This is a genomic window from Anaerocolumna sp. AGMB13020, assembly GCF_033100115.1.
GTDB lineage: Bacteria > Bacillota > Clostridia > Lachnospirales > Lachnospiraceae > Anaerocolumna.
The window spans coordinates 3,593,467-3,620,168 of sequence record NZ_CP136910.1; the positions used below are offsets into that span (position 1 = coordinate 3,593,467).

At 37.4% G+C, this 26,702-nt stretch carries 18 protein-coding genes and 1 other annotated feature (1 of these 19 running past the window's edge); all 18 genes read left to right on the forward strand.

What is annotated here, in order from left to right; genetic code table 11:
• Positions 1–54 (forward strand) — a binding site (T-box leader) (it extends 196 nt beyond the left edge of the window).
• A gap of 285 nt (positions 55–339) precedes the next feature.
• The 18 genes from R2R35_RS14950 to R2R35_RS15035 all read left to right on the forward strand — a co-directional run bounded on the left by R2R35_RS14950 (position 340) and on the right by R2R35_RS15035 (position 26,697).
• On the forward strand, positions 340–1,713 hold the full coding sequence (locus R2R35_RS14950; RefSeq protein WP_317730622.1) for a glycine--tRNA ligase: 1,374 nt from the start codon (positions 340–342) through the stop codon (positions 1,711–1,713).
• Between the two features lie 160 nt (positions 1,714–1,873).
• A complete protein-coding gene (locus R2R35_RS14955) occupies positions 1,874–2,035 on the forward strand; it encodes a hypothetical protein (RefSeq protein ID WP_317730623.1) in 162 nt (53 codons plus the stop codon).
• Between the two features lie 805 nt (positions 2,036–2,840).
• Positions 2,841–4,094, forward strand: a complete 1,254-nt coding sequence (locus R2R35_RS14960; protein WP_317730625.1) for an S-layer homology domain-containing protein — start codon at positions 2,841–2,843, stop codon at positions 4,092–4,094.
• Between the two features lie 9 nt (positions 4,095–4,103).
• Positions 4,104–7,349: a DUF5704 domain-containing protein gene (locus R2R35_RS14965; RefSeq protein ID WP_317730626.1), complete on the forward strand. Its 3,246-nt coding sequence runs from the start codon at positions 4,104–4,106 to the stop codon at positions 7,347–7,349.
• 254 nt (positions 7,350–7,603) lie between these two features.
• On the forward strand, positions 7,604–8,479 hold the full coding sequence (locus tag R2R35_RS14970) for a YitT family protein (protein ID WP_317730627.1): 876 nt from the start codon (positions 7,604–7,606) through the stop codon (positions 8,477–8,479).
• Positions 8,480–8,676: 197 nt separating this feature from the next.
• Positions 8,677–9,789, forward strand: a complete 1,113-nt coding sequence (locus R2R35_RS14975; RefSeq protein WP_317730629.1) for an ABC transporter ATP-binding protein — start codon at positions 8,677–8,679, stop codon at positions 9,787–9,789.
• Positions 9,790–10,417: 628 nt separating this feature from the next.
• Positions 10,418–11,506 (forward strand): PucR family transcriptional regulator, encoded by a 1,089-nt coding sequence (locus R2R35_RS14980; RefSeq protein ID WP_033168645.1) that lies wholly within the window; start codon positions 10,418–10,420, stop codon positions 11,504–11,506.
• A 171-nt stretch (positions 11,507–11,677) separates the two neighbouring features.
• Positions 11,678–12,409, forward strand: coding sequence for a cell division ATP-binding protein FtsE (gene ftsE, locus R2R35_RS14985; protein ID WP_317730630.1), 732 nt, complete (start codon positions 11,678–11,680; stop codon positions 12,407–12,409).
• The gene (gene ftsX / locus R2R35_RS14990; RefSeq protein WP_317730631.1) at positions 12,399–13,313 is read left to right on the forward strand and encodes a permease-like cell division protein FtsX; all 915 of its coding nucleotides are present in this window, start codon (positions 12,399–12,401) and stop codon (positions 13,311–13,313) included. The genes ftsE and ftsX overlap by 11 nt, the downstream gene beginning before the upstream one ends.
• Positions 13,314–13,343: 30 nt before the next feature.
• Entirely contained in the window at positions 13,344–14,702 is a 1,359-nt protein-coding gene (locus tag R2R35_RS14995; RefSeq protein ID WP_317730632.1) for a murein hydrolase activator EnvC family protein, read from the forward strand.
• A gap of 106 nt (positions 14,703–14,808) precedes the next feature.
• Positions 14,809–16,062 (forward strand): S41 family peptidase, encoded by a 1,254-nt coding sequence (locus tag R2R35_RS15000; RefSeq protein ID WP_317730633.1) that lies wholly within the window; start codon positions 14,809–14,811, stop codon positions 16,060–16,062.
• A 563-nt stretch (positions 16,063–16,625) separates the two neighbouring features.
• Positions 16,626–18,614 (forward strand): excinuclease ABC subunit UvrB, encoded by a 1,989-nt coding sequence (gene uvrB / locus R2R35_RS15005; protein ID WP_317730634.1) that lies wholly within the window; start codon positions 16,626–16,628, stop codon positions 18,612–18,614.
• A gap of 570 nt (positions 18,615–19,184) precedes the next feature.
• A complete protein-coding gene (gene uvrA / locus R2R35_RS15010; RefSeq protein ID WP_317730635.1) occupies positions 19,185–22,037 on the forward strand; it encodes an excinuclease ABC subunit UvrA in 2,853 nt (950 codons plus the stop codon).
• On the forward strand, positions 22,038–22,619 hold the full coding sequence (gene yfbR / locus R2R35_RS15015) for a 5'-deoxynucleotidase (protein WP_317730636.1): 582 nt from the start codon (positions 22,038–22,040) through the stop codon (positions 22,617–22,619). It begins immediately after the preceding gene.
• 753 nt (positions 22,620–23,372) lie between these two features.
• Positions 23,373–24,908, forward strand: coding sequence for a glutamine-hydrolyzing GMP synthase (gene guaA / locus R2R35_RS15020; RefSeq protein WP_317730637.1), 1,536 nt, complete (start codon positions 23,373–23,375; stop codon positions 24,906–24,908).
• A 267-nt stretch (positions 24,909–25,175) separates the two neighbouring features.
• Complete coding sequence (locus R2R35_RS15025) at positions 25,176–25,808, forward strand: restriction endonuclease (protein WP_317730638.1); 633 nt, start codon at positions 25,176–25,178, stop codon at positions 25,806–25,808.
• Positions 25,809–25,832: 24 nt separating this feature from the next.
• On the forward strand, positions 25,833–26,075 hold the full coding sequence (locus tag R2R35_RS15030) for a hypothetical protein (protein WP_317730639.1): 243 nt from the start codon (positions 25,833–25,835) through the stop codon (positions 26,073–26,075).
• A 244-nt stretch (positions 26,076–26,319) separates the two neighbouring features.
• Positions 26,320–26,697, forward strand: a complete 378-nt coding sequence (locus R2R35_RS15035) for a hypothetical protein (protein WP_317730640.1) — start codon at positions 26,320–26,322, stop codon at positions 26,695–26,697.
• Positions 26,698–26,702: the final 5 nt, after the last annotated feature.

Sequence of the window (26,702 nt, forward strand, 5' to 3'; positions counted from 1 at the left end):
TGCAGGTTATCCTGAATTTAGGTGGTACCACGGACAGATATGTTCGCCCTAAGCAATTATTGATTGCTTAGGGCTTTTTTTATGCAATAGGGAAGGGAATCCATGTAATAGGTCAGGAGATTTTCCAATATTTCTAACCCTCCACTCCAGACGGAGAGTCCTACGAAAGAGCGACTATGCTCCTTTTTGGGAAAATTATATTGTGTGTTAAAGTGGGAATTGCTATTTGTGACAATTTATCAGATAACTGCCGGTAAAAGCTTATAATCATAAAGGGATCTTAACGCCTATAGTTTGTGACTCGTATTAAAAACCAATCAGAAAAAAGGAGGTTTTATTATGAAGAAATTTACAATGGAGGATTTATCAGCATATTGCAGTCAGTACGGATTTATTTTCAGGGGAAGTGAAATATACGGAGGGCTTGCCAATACCTGGGATTACGGTCCTCTTGGAACAAGGCTGAAGAACAATATCAAGGAAGCCTGGAGATATTATTTTATACAGTTAAGAGATAACAGTTACGAATTGGATTCGGATATTCTGATGAATCCCACTGTATGGGAAGCAAGTGGACATCTGGCAGGCTTTTCAGATCCTTTATTAGACTGTAAAAGCTGTAAAGCAAGACATCGGGCTGATAATCTGATAAATGAATATACAGATGAAATAAATGCGGATACCATGACCCAGGAGGAAATGCTTCATTATATACAGGAGAAGAAGATACCCTGTCCAAAATGCGGCAAATCGGATTATACGGATATAAGACAATTTAACCTTATGTTTGCCACACAGAGGGGAGTAACGGAAGATACTTCTGCCACTATATATCTGAGGCCGGAAAATGCCCAGGGAGAGTATGTAAATTTTCTGAATGTAATGAGGACCATGCGTACCAAACTGCCCTTTGGAATTGGTCAGATCGGAAAAGCTTTTCGAAATGAGATCACACCCGGTAACTTCACTTTTCGTACCATAGAATTTGAACAGATGGAATATCAGACCTTTTGTAAAAAAGGAGAGGATGAGGAGCTTTATGAGAATTTTAAAAACTATGGTATTTCGTTCTTTCAATTCCTGGGTTTAGACAGGGAGCATTTAAGGTTTCATGACCATGAAAAACTTGCCCACTATGCAAAAGCAGCCTGTGACATCGAATATCTCTTTCCCTTTGGCTGGGGAGAAATCAACGGTACCCATAACCGTACAGATTTTGACCTGACAAAGCATCAGGAGTATTCCGGAAAAAACCTTGAATATTACGAGGAAGAGACCAAGGAAAGGTTCATTCCTTATATTGTTGAATCCACCTATGGAGTAGATAGAGTCGTACTTGCGGTATTGCTGGAATCTCTTGCAGAGGAAGAACTGGATAAAGGAGACACCAGACTGGTGCTTCGCATTCCACCGGCTCTTGCGCCGATTAAGATAAATATCCTGCCTTTGATCAAAAAACGTCATGGAGAGAAGGCTACAGAAATATACAATGCTTTGAAGAAGAGATATATGGTAACCTATGACGATGCCGGAAATATTGGTAAACGATATCGTAGGGGTGATGCCATTGGTACACCTTATGCAATTACAATAGATGATGAGACCTTAGATGCAGGAGTTGTAACCATCAGAGACAGAGACACCATGACTCAGGTCAAGATGCCTTATACAGAGCTAAAGGACTATTTTGAGGGAGAATTTGATTTTGAGTAGCAGGTGATTGATGGATTCATAAAATAGATAGATTTGTTTGATGGATTATAATAATATTTAATAAGAACATACCGTATTATGATACATGTATTATGTACTATGCGATATGTTCTTATTGATAATTTGTGTCCTGGGGATGGGACATAAACTATGATGGAATATGCTCTATGAAACGGTTGAGGTAGTTGGGACCGGTGAGGATGGAAATCAAAATATGTTGAAGTATGGAATGAAAAAACATGGAATGAAAAAACATGAAATAAAAAGACATGAAATAAAAAGACATGAAATAAAAAGACATGAAATAAAAAATATGACATAGAAACATGAAACAGTAAAACACAAATACAATATTGAAAAAATACAAAATAAAAAAATGAGTGTCCATAACGAAGAATCTATTTTGTTAGGATGTCTGAAAGATAGGTCTTCACTAAATACGTGTCCATTGTTAGGGATACATTATAAAATATAAAATAGAAAAAATGGAAAATAGAAAAAGTATAGAATTCAAAAAACATAAAATAGAAAAAGATAGAAAAAAGTTTGAAGTATCAGATAAAGAAGTACCAAATATAATGAAGCAATACTTGCTTAAAGTGGAAATATATGTTATAATATTTTATAGGTTTTTTGCTTAATTTTTTTAAAATAATGCTACTATATTTAGTAAGAAATGAACGGTAGATATTATTGATTAATAATTATAATTATATCGCACTATCTAATTGAGTCTTAAATGTCTAAAATTAATATTATTCATTCTTGATTTACACTAAGTTAATTCTGCTTAACCAATTCCATTCAATTATCAAAAATTAATAGAAACAATTTAATTACATAGCTAATTTAATGTAAAAAAATCTCGAAATAAAACGATTATGAGTATAGTCATTTAAAACCCAATGTGGTAAAATTAGTAAAAAATATGAATGAAAAATAGAATAGTTCCAGACACAATGTTTGAAAATCAATAGCTAGAAAAAGATGAATAAGTGAAATAATATTACGTATTGAAGTATTTGATAGAGGTTTTCTATGTTCGAATAAGAATTATTTATATAAAACTATTCTATATACAATATAATTATTTTATACAAAAGAAAGAGGATGGAGGGACTATTATAATGACTACGAAAATACTAAAAAACAAAGGTATAAGCCTATTGCTAGTGTTAATAATTATATTTTCATGTATTATAGCACCAGTACAGCCGGCAACGGCGGCAGCAAGTAATAAAATTAAAATCTATAATTTTATCAAGCTGCTGGTACCTGCCGTAGGACTTGAAGCAGATACTACAGCCAACAGCCCTTATTTAAAAGCAGCATTAGCTGCCGGAATAGTTAAAGAAGGGGATTTCAAAGATTATAAAGCTGATCTAACAAGAGTGGATGCGGCTGTTCTTCTTAATCGTGCTGATGAATATTTAAATGGTGATAAAGTTGATCCGGAACTGTTGGCAGTTATCTTGGAAAAAAGGATCTCTGACATAAAAAAGATACCTGCAGGTAAAAGAGAAGCGGTAGGAAAGGTTTATGCAAAAGGTCTTATTGTTGGAAAAAGCAATGGAATGTACATACAGAATAGAGCGTTTAACGGATACGATTACTTGACTACTGCAGATGCAAAAAAAGTTGTATCTTTGCTTACAAACACAAAAGGCAGAGCAAAGTTAAGTCCAGATGGTCAGCTGATCCGAACAACGAACTTACCTAAAAATGCAAAAAGTTATCCCTATATCCTGGAAGCTTTCCCAAATTCCTTTTATGAAATGAAATACCAATATCAACTTGCTACATATACCTGGAAGCCAGTAGAAGGAAAAGACTATGCTTCGTCAGCTAAAATTACTACAGCGATGGATTCCTTAGAAATAGATAAAACAGGAATGTGTATCTATGTAGATGATTGGATGAAAAAAGTTGAGAATAATTTAAAATATCGTTTAAACGTTGATTACCGTACCATCAATAGTACCTGGGTAAATAATTTACGTAGTACTTATTTTGTATATAAAAATGAATCTTCTAATAAAAAAACAACAGATGATATAAAAGAATACATGAATTATGTGAAAAAAAATCAGATAGTAATTAAAAGTTCTGTGATATCCGTTGAACCATCTTCATTATATTTTGATCAAAGTTATAGAGTTAGAGCATATGTTAAATTTAAAATCTCTTTTCCAGGTGAAAAGAAGGTTCAGGAAGATTTATTTTTTGCAAGGCAGACAATATATTTACCAGGTTTAAGTAGAGATAAGTGGTTTGAAGGAATTTATGATATAGAACTTGCAACAGGTAATGGGAGTAGTAATGGAAGTGACTTTGCAATATTTGATGACTCACTAAATGACTATTATTACAAAGGAGAGTAAAGGAGATAGATGAAATACAAAAGAATTATAAGGGGATTAATGACTGTTTTATTTTCATGTATAGTAGTGCTATTAGTTCCATCTTTTATAGTTCGTGCTGCTGACGAAATACCAGATGTTAAATTTAATACTGAAACTGGAGAGTTTACATTTACAACAATAGATACAAAGGCTACTTCTGAAATTAGATGGAAAACAATAGGGTTTACAGTACGACGAGATGAAAGCAATGGGTTTCCAAGAAAAGATAAGGATTATGCCGTATTTAAACTAGAAAATGGTCAACAGCATTCTGTTCCTTATGGTGAGGATAAGTTAAGAGTTACCTTTACTTTTGACAAAGATCAGGTAAATAAAGCCTTCAGTAAGACGAAACTGGATGAAATCAAAGAAAATGATACCATATGGTTTAATGGGATTTTTCATACTGTGTATGGGGATAAGGAAAATACCTTTGAATATTTTAATCTGTCAGGAAAACCCTATGGAATTGCAACGGCAGAAACATGGAACAATCCGAATGATTTCAATGACCGTTTTGACTTACAAGTAGAATTTTCATACGGTTCAAAGAACAAAGAGCCAATTACGATTGAAAGACGTATTTATAGCAATGGTACAAGTACGCTACATGATACAAAAAACTATGCAACACAAATGAAAAATACAACTTTTACAACCAATAGTTCCAAAATCCCAGACCATATAGCTGGAACCAAATATTATCTTTACAGACTCTATTATGTTAATCTTCGAGATCCAAAGAAGAACGTAGGGAATCGTAAAACGGATATTAATCCCTATTTATCAGTAAGTGATTATGCTACAGCAATCAGTTATTTAAGAGATCGGGAATATACCGTTAAAGATAAAGGCCTTAAAATCGTTGCAATGTATCGTAAATTCAGTGAGAAACTCCCAAGTGAAACAGAGGACAATATGTCCAGGGAAGTTGAAATGATAGACCCTACAGCCGTCATTGCTGCGGATGCCAGGGGGGATGAATCTTTCGATGTACTGGAAGGAATCCCAGGGACTGAAAGTCTGTATGCCAATGTAAAAACAAATAAGTATCTTTCAGCCTATAACTTTATCAAAAAATCCGGAACAAAAGTCTATCCAGTAAATGTAACAAAGAATTATACGCTTACCTGGACAGAAAAGGATGAAAAGGGAAAGGAGTATGACAGGAGCTCTACCGTCCCGATCACGAAGACATATTACATTGAGCGTAAATATTCATACTGGTATATTGATGCTCTGGCGGTGTATGGACTTGATAAAGCGACAGTGATTAACGATGCTTTACCAGGTGGAACTTTAACAATGAATCCAACCGGCTATACTGCACCGACGGTCAGTTATACGAATTCTACCGAAGAAGCTGAACACCTGGTAACGCCTTTAAGAGATGGGGAAGTCAAAGAAATTAAACTACCAGGGGAAACCATCAATGGTGGTTCTGCAGAACCTTCCATCCCTACAGAAGACTGGAAGGAAAAAGCCGAAGCAGCCATTGCTAAAATCAAATGTAAAAATGATAAGCTGATATTCAATGGACAGACAATTATGGCAGATACTGAAAAAGAGGAGCAAACAGCGAATCCCATTGCAATTCCGGAAGGACAAGAGGAAATAGGGGAGAATGTTTTCTATAAATCAGGATTAGTAATACCTGGTACGTTAGCCAATGAAGAGTACTCAAGTGAAGGAAAAGTCGATTATAAACCCATTGTAACAATCGGCAATGAAACAGTATTTGAAATCGAAGAACAATATGAAATCAGTGATATTAACCCTGTGGTAGTACATACTCCGGTTGTATGTGATGGCATGGTTCAGGATAACAGGAAAGACAACCAGATGATTACACCGGATCCAGTTTATGCATCCCTGGTACTTGATAGACCCTTTTATGTAACGCTTCCCACAACCGGAAGCCACCGGGATATAAAAGGCTACGGATACCGAGATTATTCCAAATACATAGCAAGCAGGCAAGTTAAATTTGCATTTGATGTATACAAAGGCGGCTCAACTGCAGGTATTTACATTCCTAAAAATACCTGGACAAGCGTTGCCGAAGATACTTTGTTCTACGTACCTATTTGGGTTCCTGAAGGAAGGTATGAGATCCGGTACCGGAGCACAGCAATCAACGTAGCTGCGAATGATGGGTTAGAAAAAGTAGAAGACCTGGCAAATATAAGACTTGATAATTATGTGGCAGAAGATAACTCTATTGTTCAGATATCCGGAAGGATTTACGGATTAAATATCTACGATGTAACAGACTATCCTATTTGGGAAAAGGTCTTCCGCTTACCTAATTCCCTTAAAATGACCGGATTCAAATATACTGTTGGAACAAAAGATCAGAATGGCAACAGTAATGGACAGGATGCGAAATACACATTAACTATGGTTAATGGCAGCCATCCGGAATATAAGAATCAAGGTATCTTAAAAACTGGATACATGACACGATTTTCACTTACTACTGTTGGTAGTATGGCAGAGAATGATGATTATGTACGGATAAGGCCGAAGTTTTACTTTGTAGATAAGAATGGTAACAATCGTCAGGAAGTTGATATTTACTACTCTGAAACATTTGGTGGTAAGCAAAATGTCATGGTTAAGATGGGTGGAAATATTGACCTTCAAAATGATAAGTCGATTAAGACCGGAGACCCTTACCTGGGTATTCCTGAAAGTGAACTTGAGAAGACAGCTTTTTTTGAGGGAGTAACCATACAAAAACTCAAGGCGCAGCAAAAAAAGGTATATAATTTCATGAATATCATGTTACCATCCAGTCTTAGGATGTATGTTGGTACCCTCGCTCAGATTCCATCCGGCGTGACGGCGAAACAAGTAGCAACCAGTGTACAGAAATGGTACGGAGAATATTATCTGCCTGCAGAAGTACATATTGTACCTAAAGGCTTTGATGTGACCGCTTATGCTGTGAATAACGGCGGTTTAAATTACAAGGAATCCTTTTGGTTGAAAGATGGCTATATCATCGTGAATTTTGACATCACAACAGTAAAGGAAGGCATACTAAATCTAAGCTATATAAATGAAAAGAACAGCACTAACGGCTATTGCAACATGTGGAAGAGAGAAGGATATCAGTATCAGAAGACCAGTTACGGTGATATAACCTTTCAATTTCAGGATGGCGACTACATCATCTACTATTCTAATAAGAATGTTAATGGAGATTGGACCTCAAGAGGTACCCATTAATCTGTCTTGTCTATCGAAAACTTTTCTGTTATACTATAAAATGGCTCATAATGGATAAAATATCCATGAGTTAATTTTGTCTTCACAACTCGGATTAAAATCAAAAGTATAAAGAACCGTGAAAGGGCTAAAATTAAATAAGAATATACAGTAATATAATAAATGTATATCCGGGCCATAGCAATTGTTAAAGTTAAGTATAAGGTTTAGCTTTGAGATTCGTTTAAAAATACCTACAGAAAAGGCGATACAATATGGAAATGCATGTTTATAAAAATAAGTTTACCCATTATATACTTATTATAGTAGGAACAATTTTAATGGCAGTGTCTGTGAACCTGGTATATGAACCCATGGAAATGGTAACAGGTGGCTTATCCGGTCTGGCTATTGTTATAAAGAAGCTGACTGGTTTAGTTATTGAGGATGGTATACCTATCTGGATTACCAACCTGGCGTTGAACGTACCTTTATTTATTGCAGCGATACTGGTTCGAGGTAAGACGTTTGTTAAACATGCTTTTTTAGCGGAGATCAGTTTCACCTTAGCCCTTGCCCTTGTACCTTCGGGTATTAATTTTCTGGGGGACGACTACCTGCTGGCAGCGGTTTTTGGCGGAGTAATCGGCGGTGTAGGAATAGGTCTTGTATTTGCTGCCAATGCTTCTACTGGTGGTACGGACATGTTAGCTATGATAATTCATAAATTTATTCCTTATCATACCGTTCCAAGAATTCTTATTGTAATAGATGCAGTTGTAGTCACTATCGGTATTATAAGCTTTGGTATTACGAAGGCGCTTTACGCAATCATTGCAGTATACATTACTGCAAAAATATCTGACAGCATTCTGGAAGGCCTTAAGTTTGCCAAAATGGCATATATCATATCAGAACATTATGAAAAAATCGCTGAGCGTATTATAGCTGACCTGGACAGAGGGGTTACCGGTATTTCTGCTACGGGTATGTACTCTAATAAGGAAAAGAAAATGCTGTTTTGTGTAGTTTCCAAGAAGGAAATTGTTGAATTAAAAGAACTGGTTGCGGAAGTTGACCCCAGAGCTTTCATCATTGTGAGTGATGCCAGAGAGGTTATGGGCGAGGGTTTTAGAGAATATAGACAGTAAAATTAACGGGCAGTCAACAAAATATCGGTAAAAGTACTTATTTTTAAGTTGAATATACAAAGTACACAAAATGGTAAAAATTAATTTGTGGAATTGGGATATGGCTTTCATTGTGCTAATAGTGTATAGTTAGACATATAGTAATAGTACAAGACAGAGCACATGATGGCATTAAAATTTAGGGAGGAAATTATAAAATGGCAAGTTTATCTTTAAAGAACATCAACAAAACATACCCCAACGGTTTTGTAGCTGTTAAAGATTTTAATCTTGAAATCGCTGACAAAGAATTCATCATCTTCGTAGGACCCTCAGGTTGTGGAAAGTCCACAACATTACGTATGATCGCAGGTCTGGAGGAAATCACAGGCGGTGAGTTATGGATTGCCGATAAGTTAGTAAATGATGTAGAACCCAAAGACAGAGATATTGCGATGGTTTTCCAGAACTACGCTTTATATCCTCATATGTCTGTTTATGATAATATGGCATTTGGTCTTAAGTTAAGAAAAACTCCGAAAGACCAGATTGAGAAATTAGTACGTGAAGCAGCTAAGATCCTTGATATTGAGCACTTATTAGACCGTAAGCCTAAGGCTTTATCCGGTGGACAGAGACAGCGTGTTGCCATGGGTCGTGCTATCGTTCGTAATCCTAAAGTATTCCTTATGGATGAGCCTTTATCCAACTTGGATGCTAAACTAAGAGTACAGATGCGTATTGAGATCTCCAAGTTACATCAGAGACTTCAGACAACAATTATCTACGTAACACATGATCAGACAGAGGCTATGACACTTGGAACAAGAATCGTTGTTATGAAAGACGGTGTTGTTCAGCAGGTAGATTCTCCTCAGAACCTGTACAACATGCCTAACAATTTATTCGTAGCAACCTTTATTGGTTCACCTCAGATGAACGTAATCGAAGCTACTGCAGTAAAAGATGGCAGCACAGTTTCCTTAAAGTTTGGTTCACACTCCATCAAATTACCTGAAGCTAAAGGCAAAAAGGTTCTTGAAGGTGGTTATGAGAACAAGACTGTTATCTTAGGAATTCGTCCTGAAGATGTAAAAGATGAAGAAATGTTCATCAGCAGCTCACCTGATAGTGTTGTTAATGCAACTGTAAGAGTATACGAGTTATTAGGTGCTGAAGTTTACCTGTATTTCTCAGTAGATCAGTTCGATGTAACTGCAAGAGTTAATCCTCGTACAACTGCTAGACCTGGCGATACAATTAAGGTAGCATTTGACTTAACAAAGATTCATGTATTTGATAAAGATACAGAGCAGGTTATTACACACTAATCATTCTATTATACAGGATGGTAAGAGTACACTAATCGCTGTTAAAAACAAATATAATTTATTATTAATTAATAGAAGCAGAGAACTCGTATGGGTTCTCTGTTTTTGGCTTATACAAAGAAATTATAGGGGATACACAGAATCTGTTTGGTTGATTGCTTTAGCCAATAAAATCTATAGTATATAGTGGCAAGACCAAGCGCAGGCCTTACCTTATTGGCTCCTGCATTTAGCTTCTGGTTAACCTAGTTTATGTATGAACTCAGTAGCTTATGAATGGATGTTATGCATAGAAGAATATATAAAGTTTATCTGAGGAAATAAGATATCAAGTGATACCCACGTAAAAAGATTTATACTGATAATTAATTGATAAAGCTAATTATTTGTACGAGCTTGAAATGTAAAGGAAACAACTTAAAATAGTTTTTTATTACTAATAGCATAATTAATAACACTCGATAAAAGTTTAGTAAATAAACTATATTGAAAACGAGAGGAATTAACAGTATTGTACGAATAATATTATTAAATTTGTGTAAATTTAGTTTACTTTCTACGAAAACAATGCTAAAATAAGGGTTATAAATTTTTGGTTTTAAGAACGAATAGAAAAAGGAGTGACAATATGATATCGAATCAAATTCTGCAGAGCACTATTGAAGGCCTAAAAGGTATTACCAGAATAGATCTCTGTGTAATGGATACAGAAGGGAAGACTCTGGCAACCACTATAAATAATGCAGATGACTATGAAAATGCAGTTCTGAATTTTGTGGAATCCCCTGCCGACAGCCAGGTGCTTCAGGGCTATCAGTTCTTTAAGGTGTTTGATGAGCACCAGTTGGAATACGTAATATTAGCAAAAGGTGACAGTGATGATGTCTATATGGTAGGTAAGATTGCTTCTTTCCAGATACAGAACCTGTTAGTTGCTTATAAGGAGAGATATGATAAGGACAACTTTATTAAGAACCTTCTCCTTGACAACCTTCTGTTAGTAGATATCTACAACAGAGCTAAGAAACTTCATATTGAGACGGATGTCAGAAGAGTAGTCTTTATTATTGAGACAAAGAACGAGAAAGACATCAATGCTCTTGAAACCGTCAGAGGACTTTTCTCAGGAAAGACTAAGGATTTTATAACTGCAGTTGATGAGAAGAACATTATCCTTGTAAAAGAGTTAAAGCCCAACGAAACTTATGATGATATGAACAAGACAGCTAAGATAATTCTGGACATGCTTAACACAGAAGCAATGACCAAGGTTCATGTGGCTTTTGGTACCATTGTAAATGAGATTAAGGATGTTTCAAGATCTTATAAAGAAGCTAAGATGGCGTTGGACGTAGGGAAAATTTTCTACAGTGACAGAAATGTTATGGCTTACAGTAATTTAGGTATCGGACGACTTATCTACCAGCTTCCCATGCCTTTATGCAAGATGTTCATAAAAGAAATCTTTGACGGAAAATCTCCTGATGAATTTGATGAGGAAACCTTAACTACCATCAACAAATTCTTTGAGAATAATCTGAACGTATCAGAGACTTCCAGACAGTTATATATTCATAGAAATACTCTGGTTTACCGTCTGGATAAGCTTCAGAAGAGCACCAATCTGGACTTAAGGGTTTTTGAAGATGCAATCACCTTCAAAATTGCTTTAATGGTCGTTAAGTATATGAAGTACATGGAAACACTGGAATACTAGAGAAAAGCTGGAGATATTATAGTGTTTAGTAAGAGGGTAAGGCTTTCTCTTTGAGAGCCCCCCTCTATTCTTTTACGCAGGATTCGTGGAATATTGTTATATAAATTAAAATAGAAGCATTTAAATACAAAGAGGATGAGGAGTTCACCAGGTTTTAGAAAGGTGTTGGGAATGAATAACAATAGAGATAAGAGTTTGGAAGAAGCAGATGCTCCGGTTATAGTTTTTGACAAAGTATCAAAGTCCTATCAAAAGGGGACACCGGCTATTAATAATATCAGCTTTCAGATCACAAAAGGAGAGTTCGTATTTATAGTTGGCAGCAGCGGTTCGGGAAAATCAACACTGATAAAATTGATTTTGAAGGAAATTGAACCCACCAGCGGGAAAATATATGTCAATTTCAAAGATTTGACAAGAATGAGACACAGACAGGTTGCAAAATACAGAAGAGGAATCGGAGTTGTTTTTCAGAATTTTCGATTGTTAAAAGATCGAAACGTTTATGAAAATGTTGCCTTTGCCCAGCGGGTAATTGAGGTGTCTGCAAGTACTATCAGAAGACAGGTTCCCCTTATGCTATCGCTTATGGGACTTTTAGAGAAGCAGAAATCCCTGCCCACAGAGCTTTCCGGTGGTGAACAGCAAAGAGTTGCCTTAGCCAGAGCCCTTGTGAATAATCCGGTCATCTTACTGGCAGACGAACCTACCGGTAATCTGGACCCTAAAAATTCCTGGGAAATCATGCGTTTGCTGGAGGATATTAACAAAAGGGGTACAACCGTAGTTGTAGTTACACATAACAAGGAAATTGTAGACAAAATGCAAAAGAGAGTGATTACTATGAGTAAAGGCATATTAATCAGCGATGAGCAAAGAGGTGGATATTCCCATGCGTATTAGTACGATAATTTACAGCATGAAACAGGGTTTTAAGAATATCCGCAGAAACAGGATGTTCTCCGCCGCTTCCGTAGGAACGATTGGAGCCTGCTTGTTTCTTTTTGGTATCTTTTACTTTGTGGTTGCTAATTTTCAATTTATGGTTAAGACCGCTGAGACCTCTGTGGGCGTAACGGTATTTTTTGACAAAGGCATCAGCCAGGAACAGATCGATATTATAGGAGATGAGATCAGGACGAGAGCAGAAGTGGCTTCGATCACCTTTGTCTCTGCAGAGGAAACCTGGAATAACTATAAAGAAAAATTTCTGAATAAAGAATTGGCAGAGAGCTTTGGGGAAGACAATCCTCTCAAGGATTCTGCATCCTATACGGTAAAACTAAATGATGTATCCATGCAGAAAGATCTGGTATCATTTATCGAAAGGCTGGATGGAGTAAGGCAGGTGAATCACTCGGATACAATTGCGGATACCTTTAAAACCTTTAATGCTTTAGTAGGTTATGTGTCGGGAGCAATTATCATAATACTATTTGGTGTGGCCATATTCCTCATTAATACGACTGTAACAATGGGTATTGCCGTAAGAAGGGAAGAAATTTCAATTATGAAATTAATCGGAGCCAAGGATTCCTTTATCCGGGCACCGTTTATTGTAGAAGGAATTACAATCGGGTTTTTAGGTTCGGTAATTCCGTTGGTATTTCTTTATTTTATGTATAATAGATTGATAGATTACATATCCGGGAAATATAATAATATTTTCAGGACCTTTCAATTTATTGAAGTTAATGGTATATTTAAAACATTGGTTCCCTTAAGCCTTATCTTGGGAGTGGGAATCGGATTCTTTGGCAGCTTTCTTACTGTCAGAAAGCAGCTGCGTTTAAAAGAAGGCAAGTAGACATGCAATGATAAAGGGGAAGAGGTGCGAATGAAGAGGATACAGTTTACAGATCGAAAAGGCCGTCCTGTTGATTTCAAAAAATTGATACATAGAAATTTAAAGCTTGTTCCGGTAGTATTATTGGTTCTGATTTTTGCTACTCAGAATATCCTGAGTTATGCTGGTGAAATTGATAAAGCGAAACAGAATAAGACAGCCCTTGAACGAAAAAAGGAAGAAACTGAATCGAAAATTAAGGAATTAGAAAAAGAAAAAGATGATATACTTAAATATATCGAGAAATTAGATTTGGAGCTGAATGATCTTACCGAGGAAGTTGATAAACTCAATAAGAAGATAAAGACAGCTGAAAGCGATTTGAAAATTATTGAAGAAGATTTGGTAAAAGCGAAAGAGAAAGAAAAAGACCAGTACTCTGTTATGAAGAGCCGTATTAAATATATGTATGAGAATGGCGATACAGGTATTCTTGAGATACTCCTGCAGTCAGAGGATTTTTCCGACATGCTGAATCAAATGGAATATAAGGAGAAAATCACAGAGTATGATAACGGACTTTTGGAAGGTTATAAGAAACTAAAAGAAGAAGTAACAAAAAAAGAAGCCGAGCAGAAGGTCGTACTGGAGGATTTAAATACCTTAAAGGATGAACTTACCTTTGAACAGGGGACCATCGAGAGATTGCTGAAAGATAAGAATGCAGAAGTTGTCAAGTACCAAAAGAGTATAAATCAGTCAGAGGCACTGTCAGCTGAATATACGCAGAAAATCGCAGATCAGGAAGCGGCTATCGAGCAATTGTTAGAAGCTGAGAGAAAGAGAATCGAAGAAGCAGAGCGCAGAAGGAAAGAAGAGGAAGAGCGTAAAAGAAAAGAAGAGGAAGAGCGAAGAAAGCAGGAAGAAGCCAAGAATCAAAACTCCTCTGATGCAGACAATAATTCTACGGACAACAATTCCTCCTCCGGTGACGGCGATTCTTCGCAAACTACAGTAAACGGCTTTAAGTGGCCTGTTCCTTCAAGCAGCAGGATAACCTCTGGATTTGGTTACCGTGACCAGCCTACGGAAGGTGCCAGTACATACCACAAAGGAATTGATATTGGCGCTCCCACCGGTACAACGATTGTTGCGGCAGCAGGAGGAAGTGTAGTAACAGCCTCTTATAGTGTTTCTGGTGGTAATTACATTATGATTTATCATGGTAACAGTACCTACACGATTTATATGCATTGTTCCAAGCTTTTGGTATCGGTAGGCGATGAAGTGAGCCAGGGACAGTCAATTGCCCTCGTAGGTTCAACAGGAATATCCACTGGGCCCCATCTCCACTTTGCAGTTACTGTAAACGGTGAATATAAGAATCCCTTGAACTACGTCAGTTACTAACGAGATTATGAAATCAATAAATTACCCTTGCGATAGACAGATATGTTTAGACAATAAAATTAGGGGCAGCCATAGTACCGACTGACCCGGAAAAGAGGTAAAAGCAATGAAGAATAAATTTCTGAACGGATTTTTATCCGGGTTAGCTGCAACTTTTGTTATCGTAGCAATTGTTGTAACGGTCTTTGCCAATAAGATAAACGAGAACCTGTTGAGGGAAAATGATACGGTTAAAACAGAGAATACCAGTGCTTCAGCAGCAGCGCAGGTAACAGATCAGGATATCCTTAAGAAAATTGATAAACTGGAAGGCCTGATAGATAAGTATTATATGGAAAAGGTAGATAAGAATACCATGGCAGAAGGTATTTATAAAGGGCTTCTGCAAAGTCTTGATGATCCTTATTCCGTATATTATACCAAAGAGGAATACACTGCTTTAATGGAATCCTCCAGCGGTGTGTATTATGGTATCGGTGCAACAGTTTCCTCCGATGTTAAGACGGGTGTACTCTCTATCGTGAAACCTTTTGTGGGTGGTCCGGCCTATGAAGCAGGTCTTCTGCCAGGAGATGTGCTTTATAAAGTCAATGAAGAAGAAGTAACAGGAAAAGATATAACAGAAGTAGTCGGTAAAATCAAAGGAGAAGAAGGTACCACGGTTAATGTTACCATTGTCAGAGAAGGTGAAGCTGATCCGATTGAATTTACAATAACCAGACGTAAAGTAGAAGTGCCTACCATAGAGTATGAAATGCTTGCTAATAAGATCGGATATATTTCTATCTCTGAATTTGATGAGGTTACAGCAGAACAGTTCCGCCAGGCACTTGCAGACCTTGAGAAACAGGGACAGAAAGGTCTTGTAATAGATATCAGAAATAATCCGGGCGGATTACTTGATACCGTGGTAGATATGTTGGACCGTATGCTCCCCAGTGGAATGATCGTATATACAGAAGACAAATACGGCAACCGTGATGAATACAAATCCGACAGCAAAGAAGAGTTCAAGAAACCTTTGGCTGTGCTGATTAACGGAAACAGCGCAAGTGCTTCTGAAATCTTTGCCGGTGCCATCCAGGATTATGAAAAGGGAACGATCGTCGGAACCACAAGCTTTGGAAAAGGTATTGTTCAGTCCATCCTTCCTTTAACCGATGGGACAGCAATTAAAGTTACCGTATCCAAATATTATACACCTAAGGGTAGAAACATCCATAAGATTGGTATTTCTCCTGATGTAACCGTTGAACTTGATGATGCACTTCGCCAGAAAGTCGTAATTGAGAAGAAGGAAGATAACCAGCTTCAGAAGGCTATCAGTATTCTGAACAAAGAAATCAAAGCAAAAAAATAAGTAAAGCAAAAAAATGAGTAAGAAAATAAACAAAGCAAAAATAAACAAAGCAAAAAAAATAAAGCAAAAAATAAATAAAGCAAAAAATTAGTAAGATAAAAAAGTAAGATAAAAATAAGTATAACAAAATAAATAAACAAAAATAAGTAAGACGAAGTGGAAGGTATAATTGCCGAAAATAATTGCCAGAGACACTTTTATCAGCTCGAATTTGAAGCAATATCCTTAAATAATCGTATATTAAACAGCCAGCTTATAATCGGAGATTATTGTAAAATGTGACAAGAAAACCGATAACAGCTGGCTGTTTTTCTCTATGCAAATACAGAACAAACATTCGAAAAATCATTGCATTCAATTTACAGTTATGATATAATGACATGAAATTGATAGCAGGTAAATATTCGGGTTATTCTGAATTCCGGTTTAGAAAGGAATATCAGAAACCCATACTTATAAAGACGAAAGTTAACGAGGAAAGAGGCAGCGTCCTGCAAGTGTCGTAACCCTCCATGAATTCAGGTGGTCGTAAGAAAGCAGTGCGCTATAGAAAGGATAGTAAAATGAGTGAATTTAAGCTTGTTTCGGAATATTCTCCTACTGGGGATCAGCCAGAGGCAATAAAGCAGCTTTTGCAAGGTTTTCGGGAAGGAAACCAGTTTGAGACTCTCCTTGGCGTGACCGGTTCCGGAAAGACTTTTACCATGGCCAATGTTATTCAGGAGCTTAACCGGCCAACTCTGGTAATTGCACATAATAAGACCCTGGCAGCGCAGCTTTATGGTGAATTTAAAGAGTTTTTTCCTGAGAATTCCGTAGAGTACTTTGTCAGTTATTATGATTACTATCAGCCGGAAGCTTATGTGCCTTCAACAGATACCTATATAGAGAAGGATTCAGCTATTAATGATGAGATTGATAAGCTAAGGCATTCAGCCACAGCGGCCTTATCGGAACGAAGAGATGTAATCATTGTAGCCAGTGTTTCCTGTATCTATGGTTTAGGAGATCCCATTGATTATCAGGAGATGGTAATTTCCTTACGCCCCGGTATGGTAAGGGAGAGGGATGAGATATTAAGAAAGCTGGTAGATCTTCAATATACCAGAAACAATATGGATTTCAAGCGTGGCACCTTCCGTGTTAACGGAGATGTGGTAGAGATATTCCCTGTTACTTCCGATGACAGGGCTGTCCGCGTGGAATTCTTTGGTGACGAGATTGACCGGATAACAGAGATTGATGTACTTACGGGAGAGATAAAATGTACCTTGGAACACATGGCAATCTTTCCGGCCTCCCATTATGTAGTATCACAGGAAAAACTAGAGGGTGCCATTAACACCATACAGGAAGAATTAGATGAAAGAGTGCTATATTTTAAGAGTGAAGACAAGCTTCTGGAAGCGCAGAGAATTGCTGAGAGAACGAACTTTGATATAGAGATGCTTCGGGAGACCGGCTTCTGTTCCGGTATTGAGAATTACTCCAGACATCTTTCAGGACTGGAGCCGGGAAGTACCCCTCATACCCTGATAGATTATTTTCCTGATGACTTCTTAATTATCGTGGATGAGTCCCATATTACCATACCACAGATAAGAGGTATGTATGCAGGTGACCAGGCCAGAAAGAGCACTTTGGTTAATTTTGGTTTCCGTCTGCCGTCTGCTAAGGACAACAGACCTTTGAATTTTGAAGAGTTCGAAAGTAAGATTAATCAGATGATGTTTGTATCAGCTACTCCGTCTGTTTACGAAAAGGAACACGAATTATTACGTACGGAACAGATTATCAGACCTACCGGTCTTTTGGATCCGGAGGTTATGGTCAGACCGGTTAATGGTCAGATTGATGACCTGATTGGCGAAGTAAATAAAGAGGTTGCTAATAAGAATAAGATCTTAGTTACCACACTGACCAAGAGGATGGCAGAAGATCTGACGGCTTATATGAGAGAAGTCGGAATCCGCGTGAAGTATCTCCATTCCGATATCGATACCCTGGAAAGATCCGAGATTATTCGTGATATGCGTATGGACGTATTCGATGTATTGGTGGGTATTAACTTGCTCCGAGAAGGTCTTGACATTCCGGAAATCACTCTGGTAGCTATCTTAGACGCTGATAAGGAAGGTTTCCTGCGTTCGGAGACTTCACTTATCCAGACCATCGGACGTGCAGCCCGTAACTCCGAAGGACGAGTTATCATGTATGCGGATAAGATAACAGATTCCATGAATAAAGCGATATCAGAAACCAACCGAAGAAGAGCAATCCAGCAGAAATACAATGAAGAGCATGGTATTACACCTACCACCATTCAGAAGAAGGTACGAGAGCTAATACGAATTTCGAAAAAGGCCGATAAGAATTTTTATAAGATGGATAAGGATCCGGAATCCATGTCCCGCAAAGAGCTGGAGGCAGTTGTCAAGAAAGTTACCAAGGATATGCAGACAGCAGCTGCAGAGCTGAATTTCGAACTTGCAGCAGAGTTAAGAGATCATCTGATGGAATTAAAGAAGCAGCTGCATGATATGGAAGATTAGAGTATTGGTACTGTATTTGAATGATAATAGATAACTATTTGTATCTGATATTTTTATCTGATATTTGTAACTAATATTTGTTCCTGATATTTGTACGGTAACAAACAAGAGGATGAGCCATTGTTTATACAGCTTTCCGCTTCAAATCCCAGGCAAGCTGTGCCTATCCTGACAATAAAGCATTTATCGGCATTAGCATAAATTACGGATGCTGTATAAATAAGGAGAGTTTGTACAAGCGGTTAATAGAAGTATGGGAAGTGGATACACAACTTATTCCAAGCATAGGTCCCAAGACAGAGACAGCAGATATACATGCGGTATTCTGATAATAGATTGTTTTCAGGTTTATTATAATAAAATTCAGGTGTTATGATTTTAATAAGGTAAAGATACTGGCTAGATTGAGATTTCTAACCATAACAGGAAGTAATTAAATATATACAGACAGCATAAAATGCGACAAAATGAAAGGTGATGTCTGTACACTGGTGTAAGGTAAGTGAAAAATAGAAGTACTGCTATTTAATGAATATCAAGCTGAGCTTAGATAGGAAGAAAGAGGTTAAAATGGCTGATAAGAAACATTATATAAAGATAAGAGGAGCCAAGGAACATAATTTAAAGAATGTCACAGTAAATATCCCCAGGGATGAATTTGTAGTGTTAACAGGCTTAAGCGGCTCCGGTAAGTCCTCTTTGGCCTTTGATACCATATATGCAGAGGGACAGAGAAGATATATGGAATCTCTCTCATCTTATGCAAGACAGTTCTTGGGACAGATGGAAAAACCTAATGTAGAGAGCATTGAAGGATTGTCACCGGCAATCTCCATTGACCAGAAGTCTACCAACCGTAATCCCCGTTCCACTGTTGGAACTGTTACAGAAGTCTATGATTATTTTCGTTTGCTTTATGCCAGAGTAGGAATTCCCCATTGCCCTAAGTGCGGGAAGGAAATCAAGAAGCAGACTGTGGATCAGATGGTAGATGAGATCATGCGGCTAAAGGAAGGCAGCAGAATTCAGCTTTTGGCACCTGTTGTAAGAGGAAGAAAAGGTGAACATGTCAAATTGCTGGAGCAGGCTAAGAAAAGCGGCTATATCCGTGTTATGATTGATGGTCATCTATACGAACTAACAGAAGAGATTAAACTGGAAAAGAATATTAAACATAATATAGAAATTATTGTAGATCGTCTGATTGTTAAGGAAGGAATTGAGAAACGCCTTTCCGACTCTATCGAAAGTGTTTTGAAGCTTTCAGAAGGTCTGTTAATGATAGATGTAGCTGGAGAAAAGCCTTTAAGTTTCAGCCAGAACTTTGCCTGCCCGGATTGCAACATAAGCATTGAAGAAATCGAGCCAAGAAGTTTCTCCTTTAATAATCCTTTTGGAGCCTGCCCGGAATGCCATGGTCTGGGAATAAAGATGGAATTCGCAGAAGAACTGATTATTCCTGATGGCTCTATCAGTCTGGCGGATGGTGCTATTGCTGCACTTGGCTGGCAGTCAGCAACGGATCGGAGCAGTTATACCAGATGTACCTTGGAAGCACTTTCAAAGGAATATAACTTTAGTCTTAATACACCTTATGAGGAACTTTCAGATAGTATCAAGCATATGCTTATGCACGGCACCAATGGAAAAGTCGTTAAGGTCAGATATAAGGGACAAAGAGGCGAAGGAGTATATGATGTTGCTTTTGAAGGTCTCATAAAGAATCTGGAACGTCGTTACCGTGAGACCGGTTCAGAAACCACAAAACAAGAATATGAAAGCTTTATGAAGACCACTCCCTGTAAGGAATGCGGAGGACGAAGACTGAAAAGAGGTTCTCTTGCAGTAACTGTGGGAGATAAAAACATATCAGAGGTTACGGATTATTCCATCAGAGATTTAAGTGCCTTCTTAAACAATCTCAAACTGACACCTACCCAGCTTAAAATCGGTGAACTGGTGCTAAAGGAAATTTGCGCAAGAGTCGGTTTCTTAATGGATGTAGGACTGGATTATCTTTCTCTTTCCCGTGCTACCGGTTCCTTATCCGGTGGAGAAGCACAGAGAATCCGTCTGGCAACACAGATTGGTTCCGGACTTGTAGGTGTTGCTTATATTCTGGATGAACCCAGTATCGGACTTCACCAGAGAGATAATGATAAACTGCTTAAGACTCTTAAGAACCTGAAAGAGTTAGGAAATACACTTATCGTAGTAGAACATGATGAAGACACCATGTTTGCGGCAGACTATATTATCGATATAGGACCCGGAGCCGGTGAACATGGCGGGGAAGTAATAGCAGCGGGAACTGCCCAGGAGATTATGAGGGTGGAGGAATCCATTACCGGTGCTTATCTAAGTGGAAGAATCAAGATTCCCGTTCCTGATGAACGCAGGAAACCTACGGGATATCTGACCATAAAAGGTGCTACCGAGAACAATCTAAAGAATGTTTCTGTGGATATACCTCTAGGTGTTATGACCTGTGTAACCGGAGTGTCCGGTTCCGGTAAGAGCTCGCTGATAACAGAGATACTTAACAAGAGATTATCCAGAGACTTAAACAGGGCACGCTGTATTCCCGGTAAACATGAGGCTATGATTGGTATTGACAAGCTGGATAAAGTAATCAACATTGATCAGTCACCTATCGGAAGGACACCAAGATCCAATCCGGCCACTTATACCGGTGTGTTTGACCAGATAAGAGATCTGTTCTCAGCAACAGCGGATGCCAAGATGAAGGGTTATACCAAAGGAAGATTCAGTTTTAACGTAAAGGGCGGCCGTTGCGAGGCTTGCTCCGGAGACGGTATCTTAAAGATTGAGATGAATTTCCTTCCCGATGTATATGTGCCTTGTGAAGTGTGCGGCGGTAAACGTTATAACCGTGAAACTCTTGAAGTGCGTTATAAAGGCAAGAATATCTATGATGTTCTTGATATGACAGTAGAAGAAGCAATGAAATTCTTTGAAAATATGCCTTCTATCCGAAGAAAGATTGAGACTCTTTATGATGTAGGCTTATCTTATATCAGACTGGGACAACCTTCAACAACATTATCCGGTGGTGAAGCACAGAGAATCAAGCTTGCTACTGAGTTAAGTAAGAGAAGTACAGGAAAGACGATATATATTCTGGATGAGCCAACTACAGGACTTCATTTTGCGGATGTTCATAAGCTCATCGAGATACTCAGAAGACTCTCTGAGGGTGGTAATTCAGTTGTGGTCATTGAGCATAATCTGGAGGTAATCAAGACAGCGGATTATATTATCGATATGGGACCGGAGGGCGGAGACAAAGGCGGTACAGTAATTGCCAAAGGAACGCCGGAAGAAGTAGCGGCATCACCTAAATCCTATACCGGATACTATATTAAGAAGATGCTGGAAGATCATAAAGAGGCGGTAGTATAAATGGATAATAATTTTTATGCTATGATGTCTCGCATGAAATATATTGAGCGTTGGGCATTAATGAGAAATTCCAGACCTGAAAATGTCTCTGAGCATACACTTGAGGTCAGTATATTAGCCCATGCCCTTGCAGTCATAGGAAATAAAAGATTAAATAAGAATTTAAATGGGGAGAGAGCTGCTTTAATAGCTCTCTTCCATGATTCCACAGAGATAATCACAGGAGATATGCCAACTCCAATCAAATATTATAACGGGAACATACAGGGAGCCTTTAAGGAAATTGAAGCAGAAGCGGCAAGAAGACTGCTCTCTATGCTGCCGGAGGATTTTAAAGAAGATTATGAACCGATATTCTTTCCGAAGCAGGAAGAAGAATACATATGGAAATTGGTAAAAGCAGCAGATAAGCTTTCTGCTCTTATAAAATGTATTCAGGAGGAGAAGGCTGGCAATACAGAATTCTCAAGTGCCAAGGAGAGTATAACAGAAGCAATTAAAGAACTTCAGGTGGAAGAGGCTGAGATCTTTATGGGGGAGTTTATCACTTCCTATTATAAGAACCTGGACGAATTGACCTGATGGGGTATGTGATGGTTAGACTATTTGTAGCTGTTTTTTGCATATGGTCTAGTAGAAAGAATTGTTTTAGGGAATTATTTTAATATATTTTATACGTAAATACTAATAATAAGTTGAGCTTTAATTATCTTGTTAAATGATTTAGATGTTTGCTTTTGTGCGTCTCTGTTTTATTATTCGTTTTATTATTTGGGTAGATCATAGTGAGTATCCTTTACATGATTTGGTTTGGATTAAATAATAACACAGATAAAGCTGGCTATAGATTTTAATTAATTCAATTTCAGGTTATAATGAGCCAAGAAGTTATTTAAAAACTTAGTATAAGAAACTATTTTAAGAAATTATTTTAAGAAATTATATTAAGAAACTATTATAAGGAATTATAATTAGGAATTATTAATAAGGTGTTATTTTAGAATTCTTAATGATGATGTTAGTAGGATCTTGGAATACGATATTTCTTGACTTTTTTTAAATATTGGAAAGTTACAATAATTGTAATAATGGTTGTTGTCATAAAAGCAGCTTTGTGAGCTGCTTTTTCTCTTATTGATATAAGTTTTATTGCTTTAATAAATACGGTAAAAAATAGTTATAAATAGGGTAATTAATATAGCATTGCCAGTTGTAAGAAAGTCTGATATAATAAAAAAATATTTTGGTCTGGAATTCCTATAGAGGATACAGAAGAATATTAACGGTCACTGTTGAGAAAAATGAATATACAAACAGCATTAGGAGGAAAAACCAGTGGATAAGGAAATGGTAATTGTCCTTGATTTTGGCGGACAGTATAATCAGCTCATTGCAAGAAGAGTTCGAGAATGTAATGTATACTGTGAAGTATTGCCCTACAATACAAGCATTGAAAAGATTAAAGAAATAGCACCCAAAGGTATCATCTTTACAGGAGGTCCTGCAAGCGTATATGCAGAAGATGCACCTCATTGCGATAAGGAAATCTTCGAACTTGGTATACCGGTGCTTGGTATCTGTTATGGCTGCCAGCTGATGACACACCTTTTAGGAGGTAAAGTTACCAGTGCAACAAAGAGAGAATATGGTAAGACAGATGTAACAGTCAATGCGAAATCCCTGTTATTCAAAGGAGTTACCGAGACCTCAGTCTGCTGGATGAGCCATACTGACTATGTAGAGAAATTACCGGAAGGCTTTGAAGTAACCGCAACCTCTGATTCCTGCCCCGCTGCAGGACTTGAGATGGAAGCAAAGAAACTTTATGGAGTACAGTTCCACCCTGAAGTAGTTCATACTCAGGAAGGAACCAAGATGCTTTACAACTTCCTATATGAAGTATGCAGATGTTCCGGAGACTGGAAAATGGATTCCTTTGCAGAGCAATCCATTATCAGCCTGAAAGAGAAGATTGGTGATAAAAAAGTTCTCTGTGCATTATCCGGCGGTGTTGATTCTTCTGTTGCTGCAGTTATGATCAGTAAAGCAGTAGGAAAGCAGTTAACCTGTATCTTCGTAGATCATGGCTTACTTCGTAAGAACGAAGGAGATGAAGTTGAGAAGATCTTTACCGAGCAGTTTGACCTGAATTTTATCAGGGTAAATGCGCAGCAGAGATTTTATGATAAATTAGCCAATGTTTCCGAACCGGAAGCAAAGAGAAAGATCATTGGGGAAGAGTTCATCCGTGTATTTGAAGAAGAGGCGAAGAAAATCGGTACGGTAGATTTCTTAGTACAGGGAACCATCTATCCCGATGTTATTGAAAGTGGTTTGGGTAAATCCGCTGTTATCAAGAGCCACCACAATGTAGGCGGACTTCCTGACTATGTGGATTTCAAGGAGATAATCGAGCCTTTAAGAGATTTGTTCAAGGATGAAGTACGTAAAGCTGGTCTTGAGCTAGGAATACCTGAAAACCTTGTGTACAGACAGCCTTTCCCCGGACCTGGTCTTGCAATCCGTATTATCGGAGATGTAACAGAGGAAAAGGTTAAGATAATTCAGGATGCGGATGCTATCTACCGTGAGGAGATTGCAAATGCAGGCATCGACAGAAGCATCGGACAGTATTTTGCCGCTCTTACTAATATGCGTTCTGTTGGCGTTATGGGGGATGAGAGAACCTATGACTATGCAGTAGCGTTACGAGCTGTTACAACGACAGACTTTATGACTGCGGAGGCAGCAGAGCTGCCTTGGGAAGTACTTGGTAAGGTGTCTTCAAGGATTGTAAATGAAGTGAAACATGTAAATAGAGTACTCTATGATTGTACGGGGAAACCACCGGCTACGATAGAGTTTGAATAGAGAACAAAGCCCCAAGAATGGCGTATTTACGCGGTTCTTGGGGCTTTTCTTTGCGATGTGATACCTTTTTGATACCTGAAATTAGAATATTAGAGAGTATATGTAATTATACTTCAAATTTTGTCTTCACATGAGAGTACTGGTTTGTGAAGAAATATTAGATATCTAGTTGACATCTAATAAAAGAAATGATATACTCGACCCATAAAGAAGATATCTAGTAGAAAACAATAAGATATCAAAAATATTATTATAGGAGGTATTTATATGAAAAATGCATGGTTGGTACGCCCTTTTCCACATGGAGCAAAAAGACTTGATGAATTTAAAACTCAAAACATCGTTGCAGTAGGCTGGCCTGGTATAGGTGATTTGACAAATAAATCGAGAGAGGATATTAAAGAAATTCTTTCGGTAGTGCCTTATCAGCTGAATGGACTAGAACTTGGAAATGCTTATGCTACAATTGACATATTTGTAAATCGAATGCAAGTGGGTGATTTTATTCTTACACCTGATGGCGATGATATCTATTTTGGAGAAATTACAAGTGACTATTATATGGAATCTACCGTTGACAATGATAGTACTGGTTATCCTCATCAGCGTAAAGTGAAATGGTTGAATAATACATCCAGAAAGAACCTTTCCATGCCATTAAGGTCTTCCTTAAAAGTACACAGGACAACAGCTGATCTATCTGCTCATGTTGAAGAAATAGAGTGTTTAGCAAATGGAAAAGAATATAAAGTTGAAAAATTGAATGAAGCGAATGTTATATCAGTAAATTATCCTTTGCGTCCGGATTATACTATTTCATTTAATGTCCCATCGAATATTTCAAAAGATGAGGCTAAAAGATTAAGTAATTATTTAGAAACATTATATTTTGTTCAATAACTATAAAATGAAGGGATGGCTTTTATGAATAAAGTTGAAAAAGTGTACAAATATATTGTTAATGAGTATGGAAGCAGAAATGTGTGGATTTCAGATATCGCAAAGAGCCTTAATATTACAAAAAGGGAAGCAAATACACTTACAATAGAGCCTGGGTTTGTTCGTGGGAAAAGAGTCAAAACAAAAAATATGTCTAGTTTCATTAGTAATATAAAAGTCATTACAATAATAATGGGGATACGAGATTACAGAATAGATAAAATTTGAATGAAAAATTTAGTTGAATAGAAGTAAAAAAGCTCCAGGATTCTGGAGCTTTTCGTGTGAATTATGATAAAACAAACAACCCATCATATAACGAGAGACATTTTTTGAAATTAATTGTTGTATTCACTATGTGTTTTTTGTAATCCGATATATTCACCTATTTCATCAACTGTAGGATGAAGAACAATATTCCTTAATTCTAGCTTTTTTATTGATAAGCCTATAAAGAAATCTTTCCTATGCTATGGTGGAAGCTTATTTTAAGAGTATTGGTCATCCGATTTATTTTGGTGAAATCTATGACGAAGCAAAAGAACTAGAAACTGCTTATAAATCCAGTTTGATAGCAGAGCAATCTGAATTAATAGTTGTGGAAATGTTTGTAGATGGAATTACTCCTGAATCATATTCTTTTTTATCCGTAGATTCTAAGGCAAAGTACTTTGAATTTGATATGGCGGATAATAATTACAATTTGAATTTGTATAAAGATGTTATGAGGAAGATGAATCAAAAGATGTCTAGTTCAGAGTTGTTTGAAGGATATCAGGAGATTTATGAGGCAAAGATGTTGCAGCGGATGGATGGAGCGCAGGAGAAGAAATGGGATAGAAGTAGGTAGTTTAG